Source organism: Oceanobacillus sp. B139/18 (assembly GCF_055524595.1).
This window is the reverse complement of the sequence record NZ_JBVFXI010000004.1, coordinates 462,212-478,950: the sequence shown is the minus strand read 5'-3', so window position 1 is coordinate 478,950 and position 16,739 is coordinate 462,212. Positions and strand designations below refer to the sequence as shown.

At 36.4% G+C, this 16,739-nt stretch carries 19 protein-coding genes; 4 read left to right on the top strand and 15 right to left on the bottom strand.

The window, feature by feature from the left end; genetic code table 11:
- Positions 1 to 273 precede the first annotated feature (273 nt).
- The gene (locus ACZSMY_RS14950; RefSeq protein WP_212928643.1) at positions 274 to 639 is read left to right on the top strand and encodes a YugN family protein; all 366 of its coding nucleotides are present in this window, start codon (positions 274 to 276) and stop codon (positions 637 to 639) included.
- A gap of 58 nt (positions 640 to 697) precedes the next feature.
- Positions 698 to 1,054: a DnaJ family domain-containing protein gene (locus ACZSMY_RS14945; protein ID WP_042531921.1), complete on the top strand. Its 357-nt coding sequence runs from the start codon at positions 698 to 700 to the stop codon at positions 1,052 to 1,054.
- 41 nt (positions 1,055 to 1,095) lie between these two features.
- On the opposite strand, the gene ACZSMY_RS14940 is transcribed toward ACZSMY_RS14945, so the two are convergent.
- From ACZSMY_RS14940 to ACZSMY_RS14910, 7 genes are all read right to left on the bottom strand, one after another.
- Positions 1,096 to 2,118: a serine hydrolase domain-containing protein gene (locus tag ACZSMY_RS14940; protein ID WP_042531920.1), complete on the bottom strand. Its 1,023-nt coding sequence runs from the start codon at positions 2,116 to 2,118 to the stop codon at positions 1,096 to 1,098.
- 296 nt (positions 2,119 to 2,414) lie between these two features.
- A complete protein-coding gene (locus ACZSMY_RS14935; protein ID WP_212928644.1) occupies positions 2,415 to 3,266 on the bottom strand; it encodes a DUF72 domain-containing protein in 852 nt (283 codons plus the stop codon).
- Positions 3,267 to 3,285: 19 nt separating this feature from the next.
- The gene (locus ACZSMY_RS14930) at positions 3,286 to 4,323 is read right to left on the bottom strand and encodes an AbrB family transcriptional regulator (RefSeq protein ID WP_042531916.1); all 1,038 of its coding nucleotides are present in this window, start codon (positions 4,321 to 4,323) and stop codon (positions 3,286 to 3,288) included.
- Positions 4,324 to 4,522: 199 nt separating this feature from the next.
- Positions 4,523 to 5,011 (bottom strand): PTS sugar transporter subunit IIA, encoded by a 489-nt coding sequence (locus tag ACZSMY_RS14925; protein ID WP_042531914.1) that lies wholly within the window; start codon positions 5,009 to 5,011, stop codon positions 4,523 to 4,525.
- A gap of 37 nt (positions 5,012 to 5,048) precedes the next feature.
- Positions 5,049 to 5,792 carry a Cof-type HAD-IIB family hydrolase gene (locus ACZSMY_RS14920; RefSeq protein ID WP_042531912.1) on the bottom strand — a complete coding sequence of 248 codons (744 nt, stop codon included), beginning with the start codon at positions 5,790 to 5,792 and terminating at the stop codon, positions 5,049 to 5,051.
- A 42-nt stretch (positions 5,793 to 5,834) separates the two neighbouring features.
- On the bottom strand, positions 5,835 to 7,217 hold the full coding sequence (locus tag ACZSMY_RS14915; RefSeq protein ID WP_042531910.1) for a class-II fumarase/aspartase family protein: 1,383 nt from the start codon (positions 7,215 to 7,217) through the stop codon (positions 5,835 to 5,837).
- 20 nt (positions 7,218 to 7,237) lie between these two features.
- Positions 7,238 to 8,803, bottom strand: coding sequence for a PTS transporter subunit EIIC (locus ACZSMY_RS14910; protein WP_042531908.1), 1,566 nt, complete (start codon positions 8,801 to 8,803; stop codon positions 7,238 to 7,240).
- Between the two features lie 201 nt (positions 8,804 to 9,004).
- On the opposite strand from ACZSMY_RS14910, the gene ACZSMY_RS14905 reads away from it, so the two are divergent.
- The gene (locus tag ACZSMY_RS14905) at positions 9,005 to 10,552 is read left to right on the top strand and encodes a helix-turn-helix domain-containing protein (RefSeq protein WP_212928647.1); all 1,548 of its coding nucleotides are present in this window, start codon (positions 9,005 to 9,007) and stop codon (positions 10,550 to 10,552) included.
- Between the two features lie 130 nt (positions 10,553 to 10,682).
- Positions 10,683 to 11,345 carry a PepSY domain-containing protein gene (locus ACZSMY_RS14900; protein ID WP_212928648.1) on the top strand — a complete coding sequence of 221 codons (663 nt, stop codon included), beginning with the start codon at positions 10,683 to 10,685 and terminating at the stop codon, positions 11,343 to 11,345.
- Between the two features lie 89 nt (positions 11,346 to 11,434).
- Here the strand turns inward: ACZSMY_RS14900 and ACZSMY_RS14895 are convergent, their stop codons facing one another.
- The 8 genes from ACZSMY_RS14895 to ACZSMY_RS14860 all read right to left on the bottom strand — a co-directional run bounded on the left by ACZSMY_RS14895 (position 11,435) and on the right by ACZSMY_RS14860 (position 16,564).
- Positions 11,435 to 12,046, bottom strand: a complete 612-nt coding sequence (locus ACZSMY_RS14895) for an ABC-2 transporter permease (RefSeq protein ID WP_212928649.1) — start codon at positions 12,044 to 12,046, stop codon at positions 11,435 to 11,437.
- A gap of 45 nt (positions 12,047 to 12,091) precedes the next feature.
- Complete coding sequence (locus ACZSMY_RS14890; protein WP_193064040.1) at positions 12,092 to 12,703, bottom strand: ABC-2 transporter permease; 612 nt, start codon at positions 12,701 to 12,703, stop codon at positions 12,092 to 12,094.
- Positions 12,696 to 13,565 (bottom strand): ABC transporter ATP-binding protein, encoded by an 870-nt coding sequence (locus ACZSMY_RS14885; RefSeq protein ID WP_212928650.1) that lies wholly within the window; start codon positions 13,563 to 13,565, stop codon positions 12,696 to 12,698. Before ACZSMY_RS14885 ends, ACZSMY_RS14890 begins: the two co-directional genes overlap by 8 nt.
- Before the next feature lie 145 nt (positions 13,566 to 13,710).
- Positions 13,711 to 13,938: a YfzA family protein gene (locus ACZSMY_RS14880; RefSeq protein WP_212928651.1), complete on the bottom strand. Its 228-nt coding sequence runs from the start codon at positions 13,936 to 13,938 to the stop codon at positions 13,711 to 13,713.
- Between the two features lie 320 nt (positions 13,939 to 14,258).
- Positions 14,259 to 14,870: an ABC-2 transporter permease gene (locus ACZSMY_RS14875; protein ID WP_465147932.1), complete on the bottom strand. Its 612-nt coding sequence runs from the start codon at positions 14,868 to 14,870 to the stop codon at positions 14,259 to 14,261.
- Positions 14,863 to 15,732 (bottom strand): ABC transporter ATP-binding protein, encoded by an 870-nt coding sequence (locus ACZSMY_RS14870; RefSeq protein ID WP_212928653.1) that lies wholly within the window; start codon positions 15,730 to 15,732, stop codon positions 14,863 to 14,865. Before ACZSMY_RS14870 ends, ACZSMY_RS14875 begins: the two co-directional genes overlap by 8 nt.
- 5 nt (positions 15,733 to 15,737) lie before the next feature.
- A complete protein-coding gene (locus ACZSMY_RS14865; protein ID WP_042531893.1) occupies positions 15,738 to 16,109 on the bottom strand; it encodes a GntR family transcriptional regulator in 372 nt (123 codons plus the stop codon).
- Between the two features lie 158 nt (positions 16,110 to 16,267).
- Complete coding sequence (locus ACZSMY_RS14860) at positions 16,268 to 16,564, bottom strand: YfzA family protein (RefSeq protein WP_042531891.1); 297 nt, start codon at positions 16,562 to 16,564, stop codon at positions 16,268 to 16,270.
- Positions 16,565 to 16,739: the final 175 nt, after the last annotated feature.

Here is a 16,739-nt window from a genome sequence, read left to right as displayed (position 1 = left end):
ATGACCTGGATTCTTCCTGTACATGCAGAGAGGGTGTTTCTGATGAGGAGTATACTTTTCGGAGACATATTCGGGGCATAAAAAACACATCCTTTTATTTTGATAAGGTGAGTTTCTGAGATGGCTATCTAAATAAAGTGTACAGAACAAACGTTCCTCAATTAAGTCCTTATTTATTTAATTTCCACAGATGGAATAGTCTCTTATTAACGTATGTTTCGCTTTCCCAAAGGCAAAACTAGTCATAACAGAATGGAAAAGGAGAAACTAAAAATGATCGCATTGCATACGAATTTGCCGGGTAAGCAAGGAGTTTTCCTAAAATTAAAGCTGTATTTAAAAGAGCTTGGATTTACGATAGCAGAAAATAGTAACTACCACGGATATTTTAATGGGCTGCTTTCCAGTCAGGCAGAGAGAAAACTATATTTGTATCTTCCCTACCGGGTGCTGCAAGAAGAACATAACCAGCCACCTGTTCAAATTGAATTTGGAAATCCTCAAATTATCCATCACGCTGACATTCGGTATTTCGATTCATTTCAAGCTTATCTTCATAAACCAGATTTATATGATTGGAAACTTAAGGGGGAACAGGCTGTGCAGCAGATTATCAACCATATCGATAACAATCTTTAGTTGAACTTTTCTTTTTCATCCAGCATACTTAAAGATAGATTGCATAAGGAGGAGCTTTATGTATCACTTTGTAGAAGAGCAAATTAAAAAGGCAGTGGATGATGGAGAATTCAATAATTTGCCGGGCAAAGGAGAGCGTCTAGATTTGCGGGATGAATTTGCAGGATTGCCCGAAGAAGTGAAACAATCTTTCCGTATTTTAAAACGGGCAGGCTATCTTTCTGACGAGCAGGAAAATCAGAAGCAGTATATATCGCATCACGACTTAATGAAAATAGCAACAGAAGATAAAATGCAGGCGGATTATACAGAGAAGCAGGCTGCATTTCAAACTTTAACCAAAGAACGAAAACTTGATAAAAGCCGTATTTTTCATAGATATGCAAAAAAGATCAGAAATAAACTGTTTCGCTAGAAGAGGGGTCAACCTGCTGTGGTTAATCCCTCTTTCTTTGTTTATATGATGCGCTCCATCTCTTTTAAAAGCTCATAAGCTCCCTCGGATTCGTTTGAACAAACAATCATCGTCTTCTTCTCATACGGATAATGAACCGCCCGGAAATTGACTCCCGGATCATAGCCCATTTGAATATGCTTTATAATGTTTTTATTGTCGTCTAATTCCATATAACCAGCGTAGCCGTAGAAGATGTTTTCTTCTGCATACACACATTCATGCGGCTGACACACCTGCTTCGTCATTTCTTCAGATAACAGCTGAAAGCTCTTCAAAGCCTTCCAGAACTTAGCCATATCAGCTACAGTAACATATGCGCCCCCATCCGGGCCGCCCTTAGCCGGAAGGGAATACATATTTGTTTTCCATTTGCCCTCTGAGTCTTCCATATAACCTAATGCTGTCCGTTCCGGCAAATCATCCATTTCAAAATATCCTGAATCGCTCATGTCTGCCGCTTTAAAAATATGTTCCTCTACAAAAGAAGAAAAACTGCAGCCGGCAACCTGTTCTACAATCAAGCCTAATAAAATATAGCCTGAATTATTATATTGAAAGGAATCACCTGGATGTTTCTGCATCCTTTTATGTTGAAAAAGCGGGAGAAAATCTTTTGGCGACCTGACTTTATACATTGGCAGATACTCCCACAGCTGCTCATAATCATCCATCTCTTCCTCATCAAAATAATCCGGCACACCAGAAGTATGCGTCAGTAAATGGTGAATGGTAATATTCTTATCAAAATAAGGAAACTCCTCCATTACACAATCATGCAGCTTTGTCGCAAAAGTTATTTTTCCCATTTCCACCAGCTTAGCTACAGCAACTGCAGTAAACAATTTGCACCCCGAGGCAATACCAAATCGTGTATCTGTCTGATTCTTTAGTTTCTCAGCTCGATTTCTATAGCCGCTGCTTCCTGTGATGACTTCAGCCTGTTTTTTAGCATAGAACGCTCCTGAAAAATGATATTTCTTTTGCGCTTCCATCAGTTTGTTCCGCTTATTTTCTATATTCATTTTTTGTCCCTCCTGAAATCTTTGTTTAATTATGATTTTAAAAGGGAGTCCGCTAAGATGTTCATACCATATAACGAATCATATGAGTTTCCTCCGTTCGTCTTAAGGTTAAGGTTATTATATACTTATTTTCTGAAAATTTAAAGAGGCGGCTGTTTCTGTTAACTTAACCAGAAGCATTTCTTTCTTGTTAATTCTTGTTTCGTAATAAAGTACAATATGTTGCAGCTCAAAAAATAACCAAATCTATGGTGGTTGAAACCTCATAAATTTGGTTATCTCTTTCATACATGTAATTAAAACAGCCCCAGCTGCTGTGAAGCCAGTCCATCAAATTCAATTCCTAACATCTGCTGCAGCTGCTTCGCGTTTCCAGCTGCATGTCTTCCAGAATTGTTGTTAAACAATACTATAACCTCTTCACATTGCTTTTCTAACCTTTTTACCTCTTCGGCTATCGTTGTTAATTCCTGCTCGTTATATTCATATAAATAACGGACCTTCCGCCAATTCACATTTCCCGAGTAATTCCAGCCGTGGACGTTTCTTCCGTGCAGCCGGATAATGACTTTATCTTTTACTGTCACAACAGGCACAAAAGGAACCGACTTTTCACCAGCCTGCGGTTCATCTGCAACAGTATGAATCCAGCCTTCTTGTTTCATAAATTGCAAGGTTTGCTGCTGAAATCTTTCCTCATACCAGGATTGCTGTCTGAACTCCAAAGCAACAGGAATATCCTTCATTTCCTTTTTACAATAGCGTAAATATTGCACATGCTCGTGTGTACAGTCAAACCACGGCGGGAATTGAAACAGCACAGCTCCCAATTTTCCTGCTTTTTGCAGCGGTACAATCGACTCCCTGAATGCTTGGAACATTTCTGCCTTCGTTTCAAAAGGGTTATCCTTTTCCTCCCGATCATGCCCGGTCATTCCCTGATAGGCTTTCACGATAAATTGAAAATTCTCCGGCGTCTCCCTCGCCCATTTTTCCATATTACGAATCGGCTGTACCGCATAGAAGGAGGAGTCTAATTCTACCGCCGGAAAATGACTGCTGTATTCCTGTAATTTTTCATGCGCTTTTGTATCATCTGCATAAATAGAATCGTGGTCTCCCCATCCCGTTAAGCCAATTTGAATCACTTTAAACACCTCTCTTACATTACTCTCTTACCTTCTTCATTTGATCCCGCCGCACCATATATTTAACAAATGGAATGATGATAATGGATAAAAATAAAATCCGAAACAGCTGAAACGAGGTCACCACCGTTACTTCCGCCTGAATCGAAGCAGCGATAATCCCCATTTGATCTACACCGCCTGGAACTACGCTCAGAAAGCTGGTCGCAAAATCCATAAAATAATGGGCCATCCATTCACTAATTAAAAAAGCCACGCTAATTAATATGACACACGAACCAACCGCATACACAATATGTGATTTCATTTTCCTCAGCTTATCCCGTTCTAATAATAAGCCTACATAAATCCCAATAAACAGCTGGGCAACATGCAGTAAATTTTCAGGCATCCTTGGGACCTGAATAGACAACAGATTGCATATCATGATAAAGAAAACAGGTCCTAATAAGTAGGCGGTAGGTACTTTGATCAGCTTGCAGGCCATTCCCACTATGTAGCATAGAATCAATAAACCAAATAAAATCAATGAATAGCTTTCTGTTGTGTTATCGGGGGCCGCACCACCATTATTACTGGAAACAATAAACGGAACCAATGTAATAATCGCCAGCAGCCGAATGACTTGATAAAACGTCACTACGGTTATATTCAAGGTTTTCTGCTCTTCCGCAAAGACGATTACCTGCTGCAATCCCCCCGGAGCACAACAAGCCATTGCTGTTCCAATATCCAGCCTCGCCCACTTTGAAACTGCAAAACTGACACCAATAAATAAAAGTAAAAAGATAATGTTAATAATAATCATCATTGGAAAATAGTTTACCATATCCTGCAGCGCTTCTAATGTAAAAGCATAACCAATCGTATATCCGGCAATAACCAGTCCGATATTACGAAAAGTTGAATCCCAAACGATTTTCCAGGATGATTTTAATTGGAATAATAGTGTCACGATCATAGATCCAAGCAGCCAAGGCAGGGGCAGGCCAATTACGGTAAAGATAACAGCTCCAAAGAGACCAATTGCAATCGTTCTCAGGAATAAAAATATCATATAATTCCCTTCCTTCTTTCTCTATTATAACGTTTCCACACAAATACGAAAATCGATTATTTCGAATTTGGAAGTAAAATTGAAAAGAAATATAAAAAAGCAGCAGCTTTCCACTTCAAAGCGAAAAGCCGCTACTTTTTCCGGTTATATGCTCTTGTCTTTTTTTGTACTAATAAAATCAACTTATTAGTATATCCGTTTATTTAATAGTAATAACTACATCCTCACTAGCTCGAACTTGCTTCACATCTTGTTTATCTAAAGTTTCGATATCATTCATATTTGTAATTAGCATTGGTGTAACAGTACTTGAAGCTTTTTCGCTTACAACTGCTAAATCTATATCAACAAGGGGATCTCCTTTTTTCACTTTATCTCCTTCCTTCACGCGAACGGTAAATCCTTCTCCATCCAATGCCACTGTTTCTAAGCCAATATGGATTAAAATTTCTGCTCCATTTCCAGCCTTAACTCCTACCGCATGCTTCGTCGGGAATACTTGTACAATGTCTCCGTCAACTGGCGATACCACCTTGCCATTAGATGGTTTAATAGCAATTCCATCGCCCATCATTTGTTCAGAAAACACCGGATCAGGTACTTCCTCTAAAGGAACTATTTCTCCATCAACAGGCGCAAATAATTCTATTTCGTTACTTCCTTTCTTTTTAAAAAGCTTTCCAAGCATAATCTCACCCACCTAAGTTTATATTGATTTTATTTCTTTAAAACAATTTATTATCATGTAAAATATATTTATTCAACGCAAATGCTACACCGTCATTGTTATGATCTTTTGTTACAAAGTCTGCTATTTCTCTAACACTTGGTTGAGCATTCCCCATCGCAATACCCAGCTTAGCCTTTTTAATAAGTTTGACATCATTGAGTGCATCTCCTATTGCCATGACTTCATTCATCTCAATTCCAATTTGTTTACCAACAAATTCAATACCAGTTGCTTTATTTATACCTAAAGGATTTAACTCAATATTCGTTGGCAGTGTATTTGAGACCTCATATAGATTCGTTTCTGTTAAATATTTGCGAAGACGATCGGCTTCTTTCTCTGTGTCCAGCCGAATCCCAAATTTCAACCAGTTTTTATCCATATAATTGACTGGAAACTGATTTTTAAAGAGTTCTTTCGTAGTTAATGCCCAATACCTTAATTTTTTTGTTTCACAAAAGTGAGTAAGTCTTAATAAATGATTGGCAGAAAGAAAGTGCTGGGAAATCACTTCTTTTTCCATATTTAATATTTGTCCCCCATTTGCTGTAACAAAAAAATTATTCAGTTTTAATTCATCCGCGTATGGTTCTACATGGCTAAAAGGCCTGCCTGTGCTCAGAACGATTCTAATTCCCTGGTCTATACAAGCTTTAATAGCGCCTTTATTTGCACTGGATATTTGTTTATTCGTATCTAAAAGTGTTCCATCCATATCAACAGCAACAAGTTTAATCATACTGCATACACTCCTAAAAAGGGACAGTCTTATCTTTCTTCATCAAGCATCCTGTTCTGGTAAATCTTTTTTAATTTTTTCAGAGATACGGAATGCTCTTTTAGCTTGTTCTTCAGCAATAATGTTTCCTGCACCTACATACCTTTCCGGAAGCAGCATACCTTTGATTTCATCCTTAGAAAACATTTGGTTTACATCCTTATCTTCTAATAAAGCATCTACAAATGAACTTCCCTCTGTCTGCACTTGTATCGCTTTGTTGTAAACAACCGTATGTGCTTTATCCTTTCCAAGCTTCTTTGCTAATTCCATCATAATAAATTCACTATTATCTAACCCTTTATTCAGAGAAGCATTTTCCTTCATTTTATTTACATGAACAGAAATCCCTTTCGTCAATTCTTCTGTCCGTAAAACCACTTCTGTAATTAATTCTATTGCTTCTTCCAGTGCAGCATCAAACACCATATACTGGCTGCTATCAGCTTCATAGGGCCTTGCAGCAGCATTTAAACAAAGCTGTGGAAGCGTATAGAGTTTTTGGGCGTTAGCGATAATCCCTTTTGACAGCTTGGGATTAATTTTATGCGGCATCGTGCTGGAACCAATCGTACCACTTTCAAAGCTTTCGGAAACTTCTCCGATTTCTTCAATAGATGTAGAATATACTTCTTCAGCAATTTTATGAAAACCATTTGCTAATAAAGCAAGCGCATGAATATACTCCGTTTTATGACTCGTTATATTTCTTGACGGTACCGGCATGGTATTCATATTTAACAGTTTAGCCACTTCTGATTGCAGTGTTATCCCCTTTTCTCCAAAGGTATTAAATGAACCGACAGCTCCACCCATCATTACTTGAAACGTCCGTTTGGCCGCTTCGGATAATCTCTCTATCGAATCAATCGTCTCACTAATCCACACAGAAACTTTGTATCCGTACGTAATGGGAATGGCATGTCTTCCATGTGTACGTCCAGACATTACTGTATTTTTATGTTTTTCTGCCAATTCTCCTAAATGAGATAAAATATCAGCAAGTACGTTCATTACGCGATCATGTATTTTTGATGTAACTAATAGCTGTGCAGTTTGTTGAATATTTTGCGTTGTAACCCCATAATGCACGTACTTCCCGCTTTCTTCATGACATGCTTTAATGAAAACTTTTAAAAAGGGTACAAAGCCATGTCCAACACTTTCTTTTAATCGTTCCATCTCTTCTAAATCTATATTTTCTATTCGCGCTGCTTCATTAATATTTTTTGCTGCTCTTTGAGGAATGATGCCCAATTCTCCTTGAGCAGTTGCTAAAGCTGCTTCAACGTCCAGCCACGATTGATACTTTTGGTTGGAATCTAATAATTCTCTTATCCCGTAATCATACATTGTTTTTGTTTTGGAATCATATAACGCTCTCATACTTCCTGCTCCCTTATGCTTTATTTTGAATATAGTTTTTCATCCACTGCATTTCTGACAAATTCAACGTGTGGTCCAAATACGACATGAATATGATTTTTTTGAGCCATAAAGGAGCCGGATGAACCAGAATCTTTTAATCTTTCCAGGTCAACTTTTTCATCGTCATATAAGTCTACTCTTAATCGGGTAACACAATTGTCTACATTCTTAATATTTTCTTTTCCGCCAAGTCCTTCAATAACAATTCCCGCAATTTCAGGGTATCGTTTTTCTTTTAATAGACTCACATTTTTAATTTCTGCTTCACGTCCAGGTGTTTTTAAATTCCATTTTGTAATCGCAAACCGGAAAACAAAATAGAATACAATAAAGTTTACGATACCTAAAAGAACAAGCTGGTACCAATTCGTTCCTTCATACAATAAGCCAAATATACCAAAGTCAAATATCGTACCCCGGATGTAGCCGATTGAAATATCTAGAAAGTTTAATGGTAACGCCATAATACCACTTAATATGATATAAACAACAAACAACAAAGGAGCAATAAATAAGAATGAGAACTCAAGCGGTTCCGTTACATTCCCTAAGAATGCTGTTAATACGACTGTCAGAATAGTTCCTTTAGCAATTGTTTTATTTGATGCAAAAGAGGTATGATACATTGCTAAACCGATGGCCGGAATCCTAAACAAGGTAATCAACATCTGACCAGACGCCAAATACTTTACTAAATCAGGCATTAAGCGATCCCATGCTTCATGCGATGGACCTAAATCAAATAAAATCTTATTTGTAGCATTTAAAATACCAATATAATTTTGACCGTCAATCAGGTAAACGCCTCCCGCTTCCGAAAAACGAACAACAGAAGCAAGTACGTGATGGAGTCCAAAAGGAATTAATGCACGATGCGCAAACCAATAAGCGCCGACGCCAAAATGCTGGTTCATAAATATAAATGAAATACTTAATAAAAATTGAGTAAATAATCCCCAGATAACAGGGATAATCAATCCGACTGGAATCATCACCAAAAATGTAATGATTGGAACAGATTTTTTTCCGCCAAAGAAAGCAAATGCCAGCGGTAATTCTAATCTATAGAAGCGATCCGCAATTTTGGCAGCTATTAAACCAGCGATTATCCCTCCAAAAGCATCAATTCGCAAGGTTTGAATTCCTAATACGACGCCTTGTCCTACTTGCGACATCGTTTCGGGATCTTCAGCTAGTGTGCCTGTCACTGTCAGATATACATTCATTACAACAAGCATGGTTAAATAACCTAATACAGAGGCAAATACAGCGATTCCTTTTTCATTCTTCGACATCCCGTATGCGACACCCATAGCAAAGAGAAGCGGTATATTTTCAAAAATAATTGCTGTAATATCCTGCAAACTATGAATAGCTGTTTGGACCACCGTATTATCTAAAAAAGGTAATCTCTCAATCATATAATCCTGTCCTAAAGCTCCACAAATCCCCATAAGCATCCCAACAGGTGCCATTACACCAATCGGTAATAACAAAGATCTTCCAAACTTTTGAATTGTATCTTTAACGTTATTTAATTTCATACCTTCTCTTCCTTCCTTATTTCTTAAACTAAGTGTAGAATTATATCAGGGGTATAACAAGGAAGTTTTTCAATAGAAATCTATTCAAAAAATTACCCCTCATTTTAAAATGGACAGGCCTAATTAACTTTCACCTGTGCTTTTAAAAGAAGAAAGAACCAATATACTTTTTGAAGATACTTCATGAGGAGGAAAGGAACTATGGACTCACTTGATTTAAAATTACTTAATCACCTTCAAGAGCATGGTGAGATTGATTTATCAAATACAAAAGCTTTCAATCGAAGCGAGGGAAGTATTTATAGAAGAATTGATTTAATTAATGCCTATTTAGCCAAGCATCAGCAGCTTGTCCCTAAAAACCACAAGATTCAAAGTAAGATGACGTATAAAGAATATATCCAAATCGTTCAAAATATTCCTTTTTATGAATATGTCCCATCACAAAAGGAGCGATTATCTTTTATTATTGTGCAATCCCTTTTAAAAGAAGTTGTCAATACCTCCAGATTATATCAGCATTTAGGATTAAGTATGAGCACCAAGAAAAAAGATAACCGTCATTTGACAAATCAACTAAAACAAGCAGGGCTTTCCAAAGAAATTGTTCGTAAAAAAGGGATTCGTATTACTGGTCAAGAAACCCTAATTCGTATAGAAGGCACAAAAATTTTAGTCAAACTATTTGAGCTGGATGAGAATAATACGTTATATCTTCGGCAAGCTAATAATCCAATGGAAGTATTAATTTCAGAATACGTTTTAACCGAAACAAATTTTATTCACAGCCAAGTTAAAAATATGATTGAAAATATAATCCATCAACAGAATATAGAATTATCTTATCCTTCTAAGAAGTTTATTTTTCTATATGTAATGATTGCACTTTATAGAAATCATCTAGGTTACTATGAAAATAAAAAAGTTCATACAAGCCTGACCTTCTCGTCACCATTTAAATTGGTTGAGCATTCAACGGAGAATCAGGTTATGAATCATATATTATTCTCTTTGGATACCATGAACAGGGAAAATAACGTATCTATTCAAATCCGGTGGCTGGAAGAAAAAATAATACAATTTGTTTCCGGCATTCAATCAACTATTATTACAGATATATATTCGTACCATGAATTATTCCAAGAAATATACCAGTTCATCTTTAAATGTATACTGCGTTCCGATTATCACTTTGATTTTTATGATAATAAGCTGGATCAAACTGCAGAGAAATTTCCAAATTTATATCATTTAATTGAACAAGATTCATTTATTTCCAATGAGCTTCAATTATCTTCAGATCAGATAGCAACACTCACGCTTATTTTCCGAAAACATATTAATGAAAATAAAATCTTGGGTAGAAACACAAAAAGAATTATCGTTGTTACGAATTCTTCCATCGAAAAAGCAGATTTTTTTGGAGCTTCCCTAAACCATTTTTTAGATATTAAAATTGTTAAAATACTACACATTAACGAATTACATGAATTAGCTAAACTTGATTATGACTACGTTCTTACTTTTTCCAACCGGATTGCTACGCTTATTGAGGAACAAGGATATACATGCCTAAAAGTAAAATTCTATATGAATGATGAGGATATTAATAAGCTGTTGGACATCGGTTTTTCCAGCAGTTCACGCAGAAAAATACTAGCTGATGATATTGTGCCTGCTTTGCAAAAGAAAACAGCTGAGGAAATGAAAGAGTTCTTGATTAAAAACTATCCTTCTCACTTTCTGTAAGAGTAACCTGCATCGCTTATAGAAAAATATTTATACATACTTTTTTATATTTGTGGTTTGATTATTTTTAAAATGGGTATTATGATTTTAAATAAATTTCTTTTACAGAGATTGGAAAGGGTGAATATTCATGAAAAAAATGTTACTTCTATGCCTGACACTGCTTCTTTCCATTACTTTAGCAGCCTGCGGGACAAGTGATGACAGCAACACAGAAGATAATGCAGCAAATGATTCAAACTCAAATGAGACCGCAGAAGATAATAATGAGGATACAAATTCAGAAGGGGAAAACGAAAACACAGATACGAATGACAACACTGACACAACAGAGAATAAGGATGATTTAGACTTAACAAGTGTGTCGTTAAGCGCGGAAGATGCTATGGACGCCTTTCTTGAACATTTCCCTGGTTCAAGTCTTTCTTCTATTCAGTTGGATGAAGAAAATGGAGAGCTTGTTTATGATATAGATGGTTATGATGATTCGATGGAATACTCTGCTGAAATCGATCAAAGTGGTGATGTTATAGCAGAAGAAAGGGAACAAATAGAATCAGATGAACAGTATAACGAATTAGTACTCGGCGATTATATCACTGCTGAAGAAGCACTATCTATAGCTTCCGAAGCTTCCGAAACAGAAGGCATAACCGCAAGAGGCTGGTCCTTAGAATTTGAAAACGGCAGCCCGGTATATGAAATCAATTTTGAAGATATGGGGTCCCAAGAAGTAGATGTTTATATTGACGCAGAGTCAGGAGAACAGCTGCACGTAGAAGTAGATGATTAATGGTTTTAGAAAGCAGGCTAAGCCTTGGGCTTGAGCCTGCTTTTTCACGTCCATCCTGAACCCTACAAACATCATCTTAAATACATTCGTTAAAATACTTTTCGCTGGTAAATAAATTGGCTGACTGTCCATGACAAGATATATAAACTGATGGCGATAATTGCACCGCTAAGATAAAGTGTTAATGTTGAAAAGCCTGCTAGAAATTGAATGATTACTGTGAAATTTTCGGTCACAAAGGGTACAATAAAGGATAAGGCAAATGAAAATACGAGAAATCCAATCATAATTGCGGTTCCTATATAACCAGGCCTCAGTATATAAAATAACGGAAAAGTGAAAGCAGCAAAAATGAAGAATAACCCCGCACCAATCGCCATATCCCTTATTGTATAGCTATAATTAAAGATATATAGAATGATACCAGCTGCTCCGATTGATAAAATCATAAATAGCACTGCTCCAAGATATTTTGCAGTAACAATCTCTTTTCTTGTGTATGGAAGCGAGTTCCATAATATATTTATTTTTGTCTTTTCTTCATTTATATAAGCATTGAGCGGCAAAAAAATACTCGCCACTAAGAAAAGAAAAAATGGACTGAGCTGCCTGCCAAAGATAGCATAGAAAACAATAATAGCAACAGATACAAGCAGCTCTCCCTTTTGTATAATTAAATCCTTTTTTATTAAGTTAAACATATTCATGTCTTCCTTCTCTCAAATTGATTGATATGGCACGATATATCAGAATACTTTTCGCTGATAAATAAATTGGCTGACTACCCAGGATATCAGATATAAACTAATGGCAATAGCTGCACCGCTAAGATAAAGTGTAGAGGTTGATAAACTTGTTATAAAATCCGTAATGGTTGTAAGGTGTTCTGCTAAAAACCGAAAAACTGGCGGTAACATAATGGTTGAAGCAATAAATCCAATAAAAGCTGCTATAAAAATATACTCTGCTTTTAAGAAATAAAATAATGGAAAAGCAAAGGCCGCAATGAGACAGAATAATCCAGCAGCAATTGCTACATCCCTCATGGTATAGTCAAATTGAAATACATATAGGATTACTCCTGCCAGAATAATAGATAGAATCATGTATACAATTGCCCCAATATATCTGGCAGCAACGATTTCTTTTCTTGTGTATGGCAAAGAGTTAAGAAGAATATTTGTTTTAGATTGCTGATCAAAGATATATGCATTAAAAGGGATAAAAACACTAGCCATCAGAAAAATAAATGATGGGTGCATATCCTTGATGAAAATGGCAAAGATCATAATAAGGGGAACAAGAAAGCCTATTTGTGTTTTCTGTATAAAAACATCCTTTTTTATCAGATTAAACATATTGCTTCTCCGCTCCTTTTGCATAGAACATAATATCTTCTAAAGTAGCAGGTTCCATAGCAACACGATCTCCAAGTACCGCCTTCACCCCAGCTACATCATTTGTTAAGGCTGTGAATCCATAGGAGGAACGCTCTATCTTGATAAACATTTTTTCTACATCCCGATTGATGACATCCATACTTCCTTTAACTAAAGCATAACGATTCTGTACATCTTCTATGGAATCATTAAACAGAATTTTTCCCTTTTGAATAAACGTAATATAATCGGCAATCCGCTCTAAATCACTCGTGATATGCGTAGAAAAGAATAATGTTCTTCTTCCATCTTCCATGATCTCCTGCAAGATATCCAAAAGCTCTCTCCGGAAAACGGGATCTAACCCTGCAGTCGGCTCATCCATCATAATAAATTCGGCATCATGCGATAATGCCATTGCCAACGAAGCTTTCATCTGCATCCCTTTGGAGAAGGTTTTAATCCCTTTATTTAAAGGCAATTCAAACTTCTTGATATAATCGTAAAATTGCTTGTCATCCCAATTTTTATAAGCTGGTGCAATAATCCGCCGGATATCTTTTAAATGTAAACTTTCATAAAACACATTGCTATCATAGACAAACCCCATCCGCTCCTTAATCGATTTCTCGTTGCTGGCATAATCCAATCCAAATACATTGATGTCTCCTGCATCAGCCTTTAACAAATTCATCATCAGCTTCATCGTTGTTGACTTCCCAGCTCCGTTGGCTCCGATAAAACCAGTTACACAACCTTGCCTGATTTGCAAATGAACATCTTCTAAAGAAAAATCTTTAAAGTGTTTGGTTACCCCTTTGAATTCTACTACATTTTTCATATTTTTCACCCCTTCATTAAAATTCGTAATAACTTAATCCGATTCATTCCTATCCATGAACTTCTGCTTTCAGGATCATTTCTTTATTTACTTTTCTTAAAAATAAAACTCCAGATATCCGCAAACACACATAAAATTACCGAAATCAAACACAGAAAAGTGGCGAAATTAAAAATGGATAATCATAAAAATGGAAATACTCCGTAAATAACTTCGCGTTTAAGATTCGGTTGATGAAATCTGTATCACGAACCTTTGGCTCCCAGCCAGTTCCATCCAAAAGCATAAAAATAATTTGGGCAAGGAGAGAACCTCCTATAGTTATTAACGTTTGTTTCCCTGTTCCTTTTGTTTTTTCAGCCTTCTCCGTCATTCGAATTCCCCTTTAGATAATTCTTATATGATAACTAAATATTGTATATATACTATATTTACACTATATACAATATTAAACCATCTTTTTATTATCTTTTCAACAGTTAAAATGATTTTTCCATAAAGAAAACTTGGCAAGCCAAGCCTAAAAGGCGTAAGATTGCCTTAGTTACGCTTATACTTGGTACCTAAAAATTTTTACTACGTCGAAATTCTTCTTCGCTAAAATTTTATACTTTCCTAAAGTGCAAAAAAAAGAGACCTTAGCTTTATGCTTAAGATCTCTAATCCGTATCTCTTCAAGATTTACTATAATTTTTAAAAAGCTTTCCGCTGATAAATCATTTGGCTAAATAGCCAAGAAGCTGCATATAACATGATAATGATACCCGCACTGCTTATATAAAGCGCAGGGGTGGACGCACTGGAGAGAAATTGAACAATGGAAGTCAGATGCTCTTCTAAAAATGTCATTGTCACCTGGCTTAAAACAACCACCAAAACAAATCCTATCACAATCGCCGTTCCAATATGTCCCGGCTTCAATAGATAGAACAACGGAAACGCAATTGCAAACAAAGTAAGTGTAATCCCTATCCCAATTCCAATATCCGCCCATGTAAAAGCATGATTAAACAATGAAAAAAGGACAATTGCTATGCCGATAGATACTGCCATATAAAAAATCGCACCAATATACCTAGAAGCAATAATTTGCGTGCGTGTATACGGTAATGAATTCAACAAAATGTTGGTTTCTGCCTTTTCATCATATGAGTAGGCATTTATCGGAATGAAAAATCCCGCAAATACAAAAATGAAAAAGGCAGGTAAATGGGTTCCTGCAAAAATAAAGAAAAGAATACATGGAATAAATAAATATAGCTGAGATTTCTGTATAATCAAATCTCTTCTAATTAAATTAGTCATACGGGTGGTCTGCTCCTTTCATATAGAACATGATTTCTTCTAAAGATGCTTCTTCAATCACAACATGCTTGCCAAACACTTCTTTTACAGTTGCTACGTCCTTTGTCAACGCCTGAAAACCGTTTGGAGAACGTTCTATTTTTATAAAATAAGCTTCCGTATCTGCGTCTAGCAATTCGGTGCTTCCCTTCACTACCGCATATTGTTCTTGCAGCTCATAAACTGGTTTATCAAAAAGAATTTCTCCTTCATCAATCAAAACTATATAATCAGCAATCCGGTCCAGATCGCTGGTGATATGTGTCGAGAAGAGAATCGTTCTTTTCCCGTCTATCATTACTTCCTGAAAAATATCTAATAGCTCCCTGCGAGATGTCGGATCCAGCCCTGCTGTCGGCTCGTCCATAACAATCAACTCCGCATCATGCGAAAGAGCCATTGCAATGGAAGCTTTCATCTGCATTCCTTTGGAGAATTTCTTCATTGGCTTATTTAAAGGAAGTTCAAACTGGTTCACGTACGCTTTAAATTGCTTTTGGTTCCAATGCTTGTATGCAGGTGCCACAATCCTGCTGATATCCTTCAGGTTCAAGGATTCATAAAATATATTGCTGTCGTAAACAAAGCCGATGCGATCTTTTATTTCTTTTTCATGATTAGCATAATCCAGTCCAAATACACTTACTTCTCCATTATCCGGCTGCAGCAGATTCATAATGAGCTTCATCGTCGTTGATTTACCGGCGCCATTCGCCCCAATAAATCCAGTTACATATCCTTGCTTTATCTGTAAATCCATATGATCTATCGTGAATGCTTTCAACGATTTAGAAACATCATGGAGCTCTATCACATTTTCCATCCCCATCACTCCTCATACAACAGCTTTAATAATTCCTGCAGTTCTTCATAAGGCAATCCGATTTCCTTACTATTCGAAATAACCGCACTCAGCTGCTCTTCAATCACTCTTAATTTCTTCTCCCGGATAACATCTAAATTTTGCTCCGCTACAAACGAACCTTTTCCGACAATGGAATAGATGAACCCTGACTTCTCCAACTCTTCATAAGCCCGCTTTGTTGTAATAACACTTATTTTTAAATCCTTAGCCAGCTGTCTGATGGAGGGCAATGCATCGCCTTCTGCCAGTTCACCTGAAAGAATTGCTGTTTGAATTTGCTTTAATATCTGCTCATAAATCGGCTCTTTAGAGCTGTTTGATATGATAATTTGCATGTCTATACCTCATTTTTCTGATTGTATATCTTCATTATACACAATACAAAAAGTATTGGATAATCTCGTAATGCTAAGCTCCAAGAACGTCGTTTCATTTAGAAAATTTGGGAGAGAGTAATTTTATTCGCTGCAGGATAAGTAAAAATGATGATGAATCAGTCTCTTTTCAACACACTTGAAAAAAGCAGAAAAACCGTCTGCATCACTATGATAACTATACTAAGAAGGGTAATAAAATTATAGATATCAGATGTGTAAAAGTTGAAAATATCGGTAAACCATGCTGACTCCATGATACTGTCCCGAATTCGCATCAAAAGCGAATTATCATCACGCAAATTCGGGCTCCATCCTGCCCCATCAAAAATAACAAGCAAGATTTGTATTCCAATTAAAACACCTACAGTATTTAACCAGTCGCCCAGTGCTTTATGTTTTGACGTTTTTTTCATTAGAACACTTCCTCTATCAGTGTATATATACGATATAAACAATATACACGTATTAAACCATCTTTTTATACTTTTTTCAACCATAGAAAAAGACCAGGAATTCTCCTGGCCCTCACATTTCTTTTTTTCAAGCTGTAAAAAAATGAAACACCATTACAAGCAAAACGATTCCTGA

Bases quoted from the DNA above. Each gene is read 5' to 3' on its own strand.
- ACZSMY_RS14950 (WP_212928643.1), top strand. From the start codon at position 274: ATGATCGCATTGCATACGAATTTGCCGGGTAAGCAAGGAGTTTTCCTA.
- ACZSMY_RS14945 (WP_042531921.1), top strand. From the start codon at position 698: ATGTATCACTTTGTAGAAGAGCAAATTAAAAAGGCAGTGGATGATGGA.
- ACZSMY_RS14940 (WP_042531920.1), bottom strand. From the start codon at position 2,118: ATGAATATAGAAAATAAGCGGAACAAACTGATGGAAGCGCAAAAGAAA.
- ACZSMY_RS14930 (WP_042531916.1), bottom strand. From the start codon at position 4,323: ATGATATTTTTATTCCTGAGAACGATTGCAATTGGTCTCTTTGGAGCT.
- ACZSMY_RS14925 (WP_042531914.1), bottom strand. From the start codon at position 5,011: ATGCTTGGAAAGCTTTTTAAAAAGAAAGGAAGTAACGAAATAGAATTA.
- ACZSMY_RS14920 (WP_042531912.1), bottom strand. From the start codon at position 5,792: ATGATTAAACTTGTTGCTGTTGATATGGATGGAACACTTTTAGATACG.
- ACZSMY_RS14915 (WP_042531910.1), bottom strand. From the start codon at position 7,217: ATGAGAGCGTTATATGATTCCAAAACAAAAACAATGTATGATTACGGG.
- ACZSMY_RS14910 (WP_042531908.1), bottom strand. From the start codon at position 8,803: ATGAAATTAAATAACGTTAAAGATACAATTCAAAAGTTTGGAAGATCT.
- ACZSMY_RS14905 (WP_212928647.1), top strand. From the start codon at position 9,005: ATGGACTCACTTGATTTAAAATTACTTAATCACCTTCAAGAGCATGGT.
- ACZSMY_RS14900 (WP_212928648.1), top strand. From the start codon at position 10,683: ATGAAAAAAATGTTACTTCTATGCCTGACACTGCTTCTTTCCATTACT.
- ACZSMY_RS14895 (WP_212928649.1), bottom strand. From the start codon at position 12,046: ATGTTTAACTTAATAAAAAAGGATTTAATTATACAAAAGGGAGAGCTG.
- ACZSMY_RS14890 (WP_193064040.1), bottom strand. From the start codon at position 12,703: ATGTTTAATCTGATAAAAAAGGATGTTTTTATACAGAAAACACAAATA.
- ACZSMY_RS14885 (WP_212928650.1), bottom strand. From the start codon at position 13,565: ATGAAAAATGTAGTAGAATTCAAAGGGGTAACCAAACACTTTAAAGAT.
- ACZSMY_RS14880 (WP_212928651.1), bottom strand. From the start codon at position 13,938: ATGACGGAGAAGGCTGAAAAAACAAAAGGAACAGGGAAACAAACGTTA.
- ACZSMY_RS14875 (WP_465147932.1), bottom strand. From the start codon at position 14,870: ATGACTAATTTAATTAGAAGAGATTTGATTATACAGAAATCTCAGCTA.
- ACZSMY_RS14870 (WP_212928653.1), bottom strand. From the start codon at position 15,732: ATGGAAAATGTGATAGAGCTCCATGATGTTTCTAAATCGTTGAAAGCA.
- ACZSMY_RS14865 (WP_042531893.1), bottom strand. From the start codon at position 16,109: ATGCAAATTATCATATCAAACAGCTCTAAAGAGCCGATTTATGAGCAG.
- ACZSMY_RS14860 (WP_042531891.1), bottom strand. From the start codon at position 16,564: ATGAAAAAAACGTCAAAACATAAAGCACTGGGCGACTGGTTAAATACT.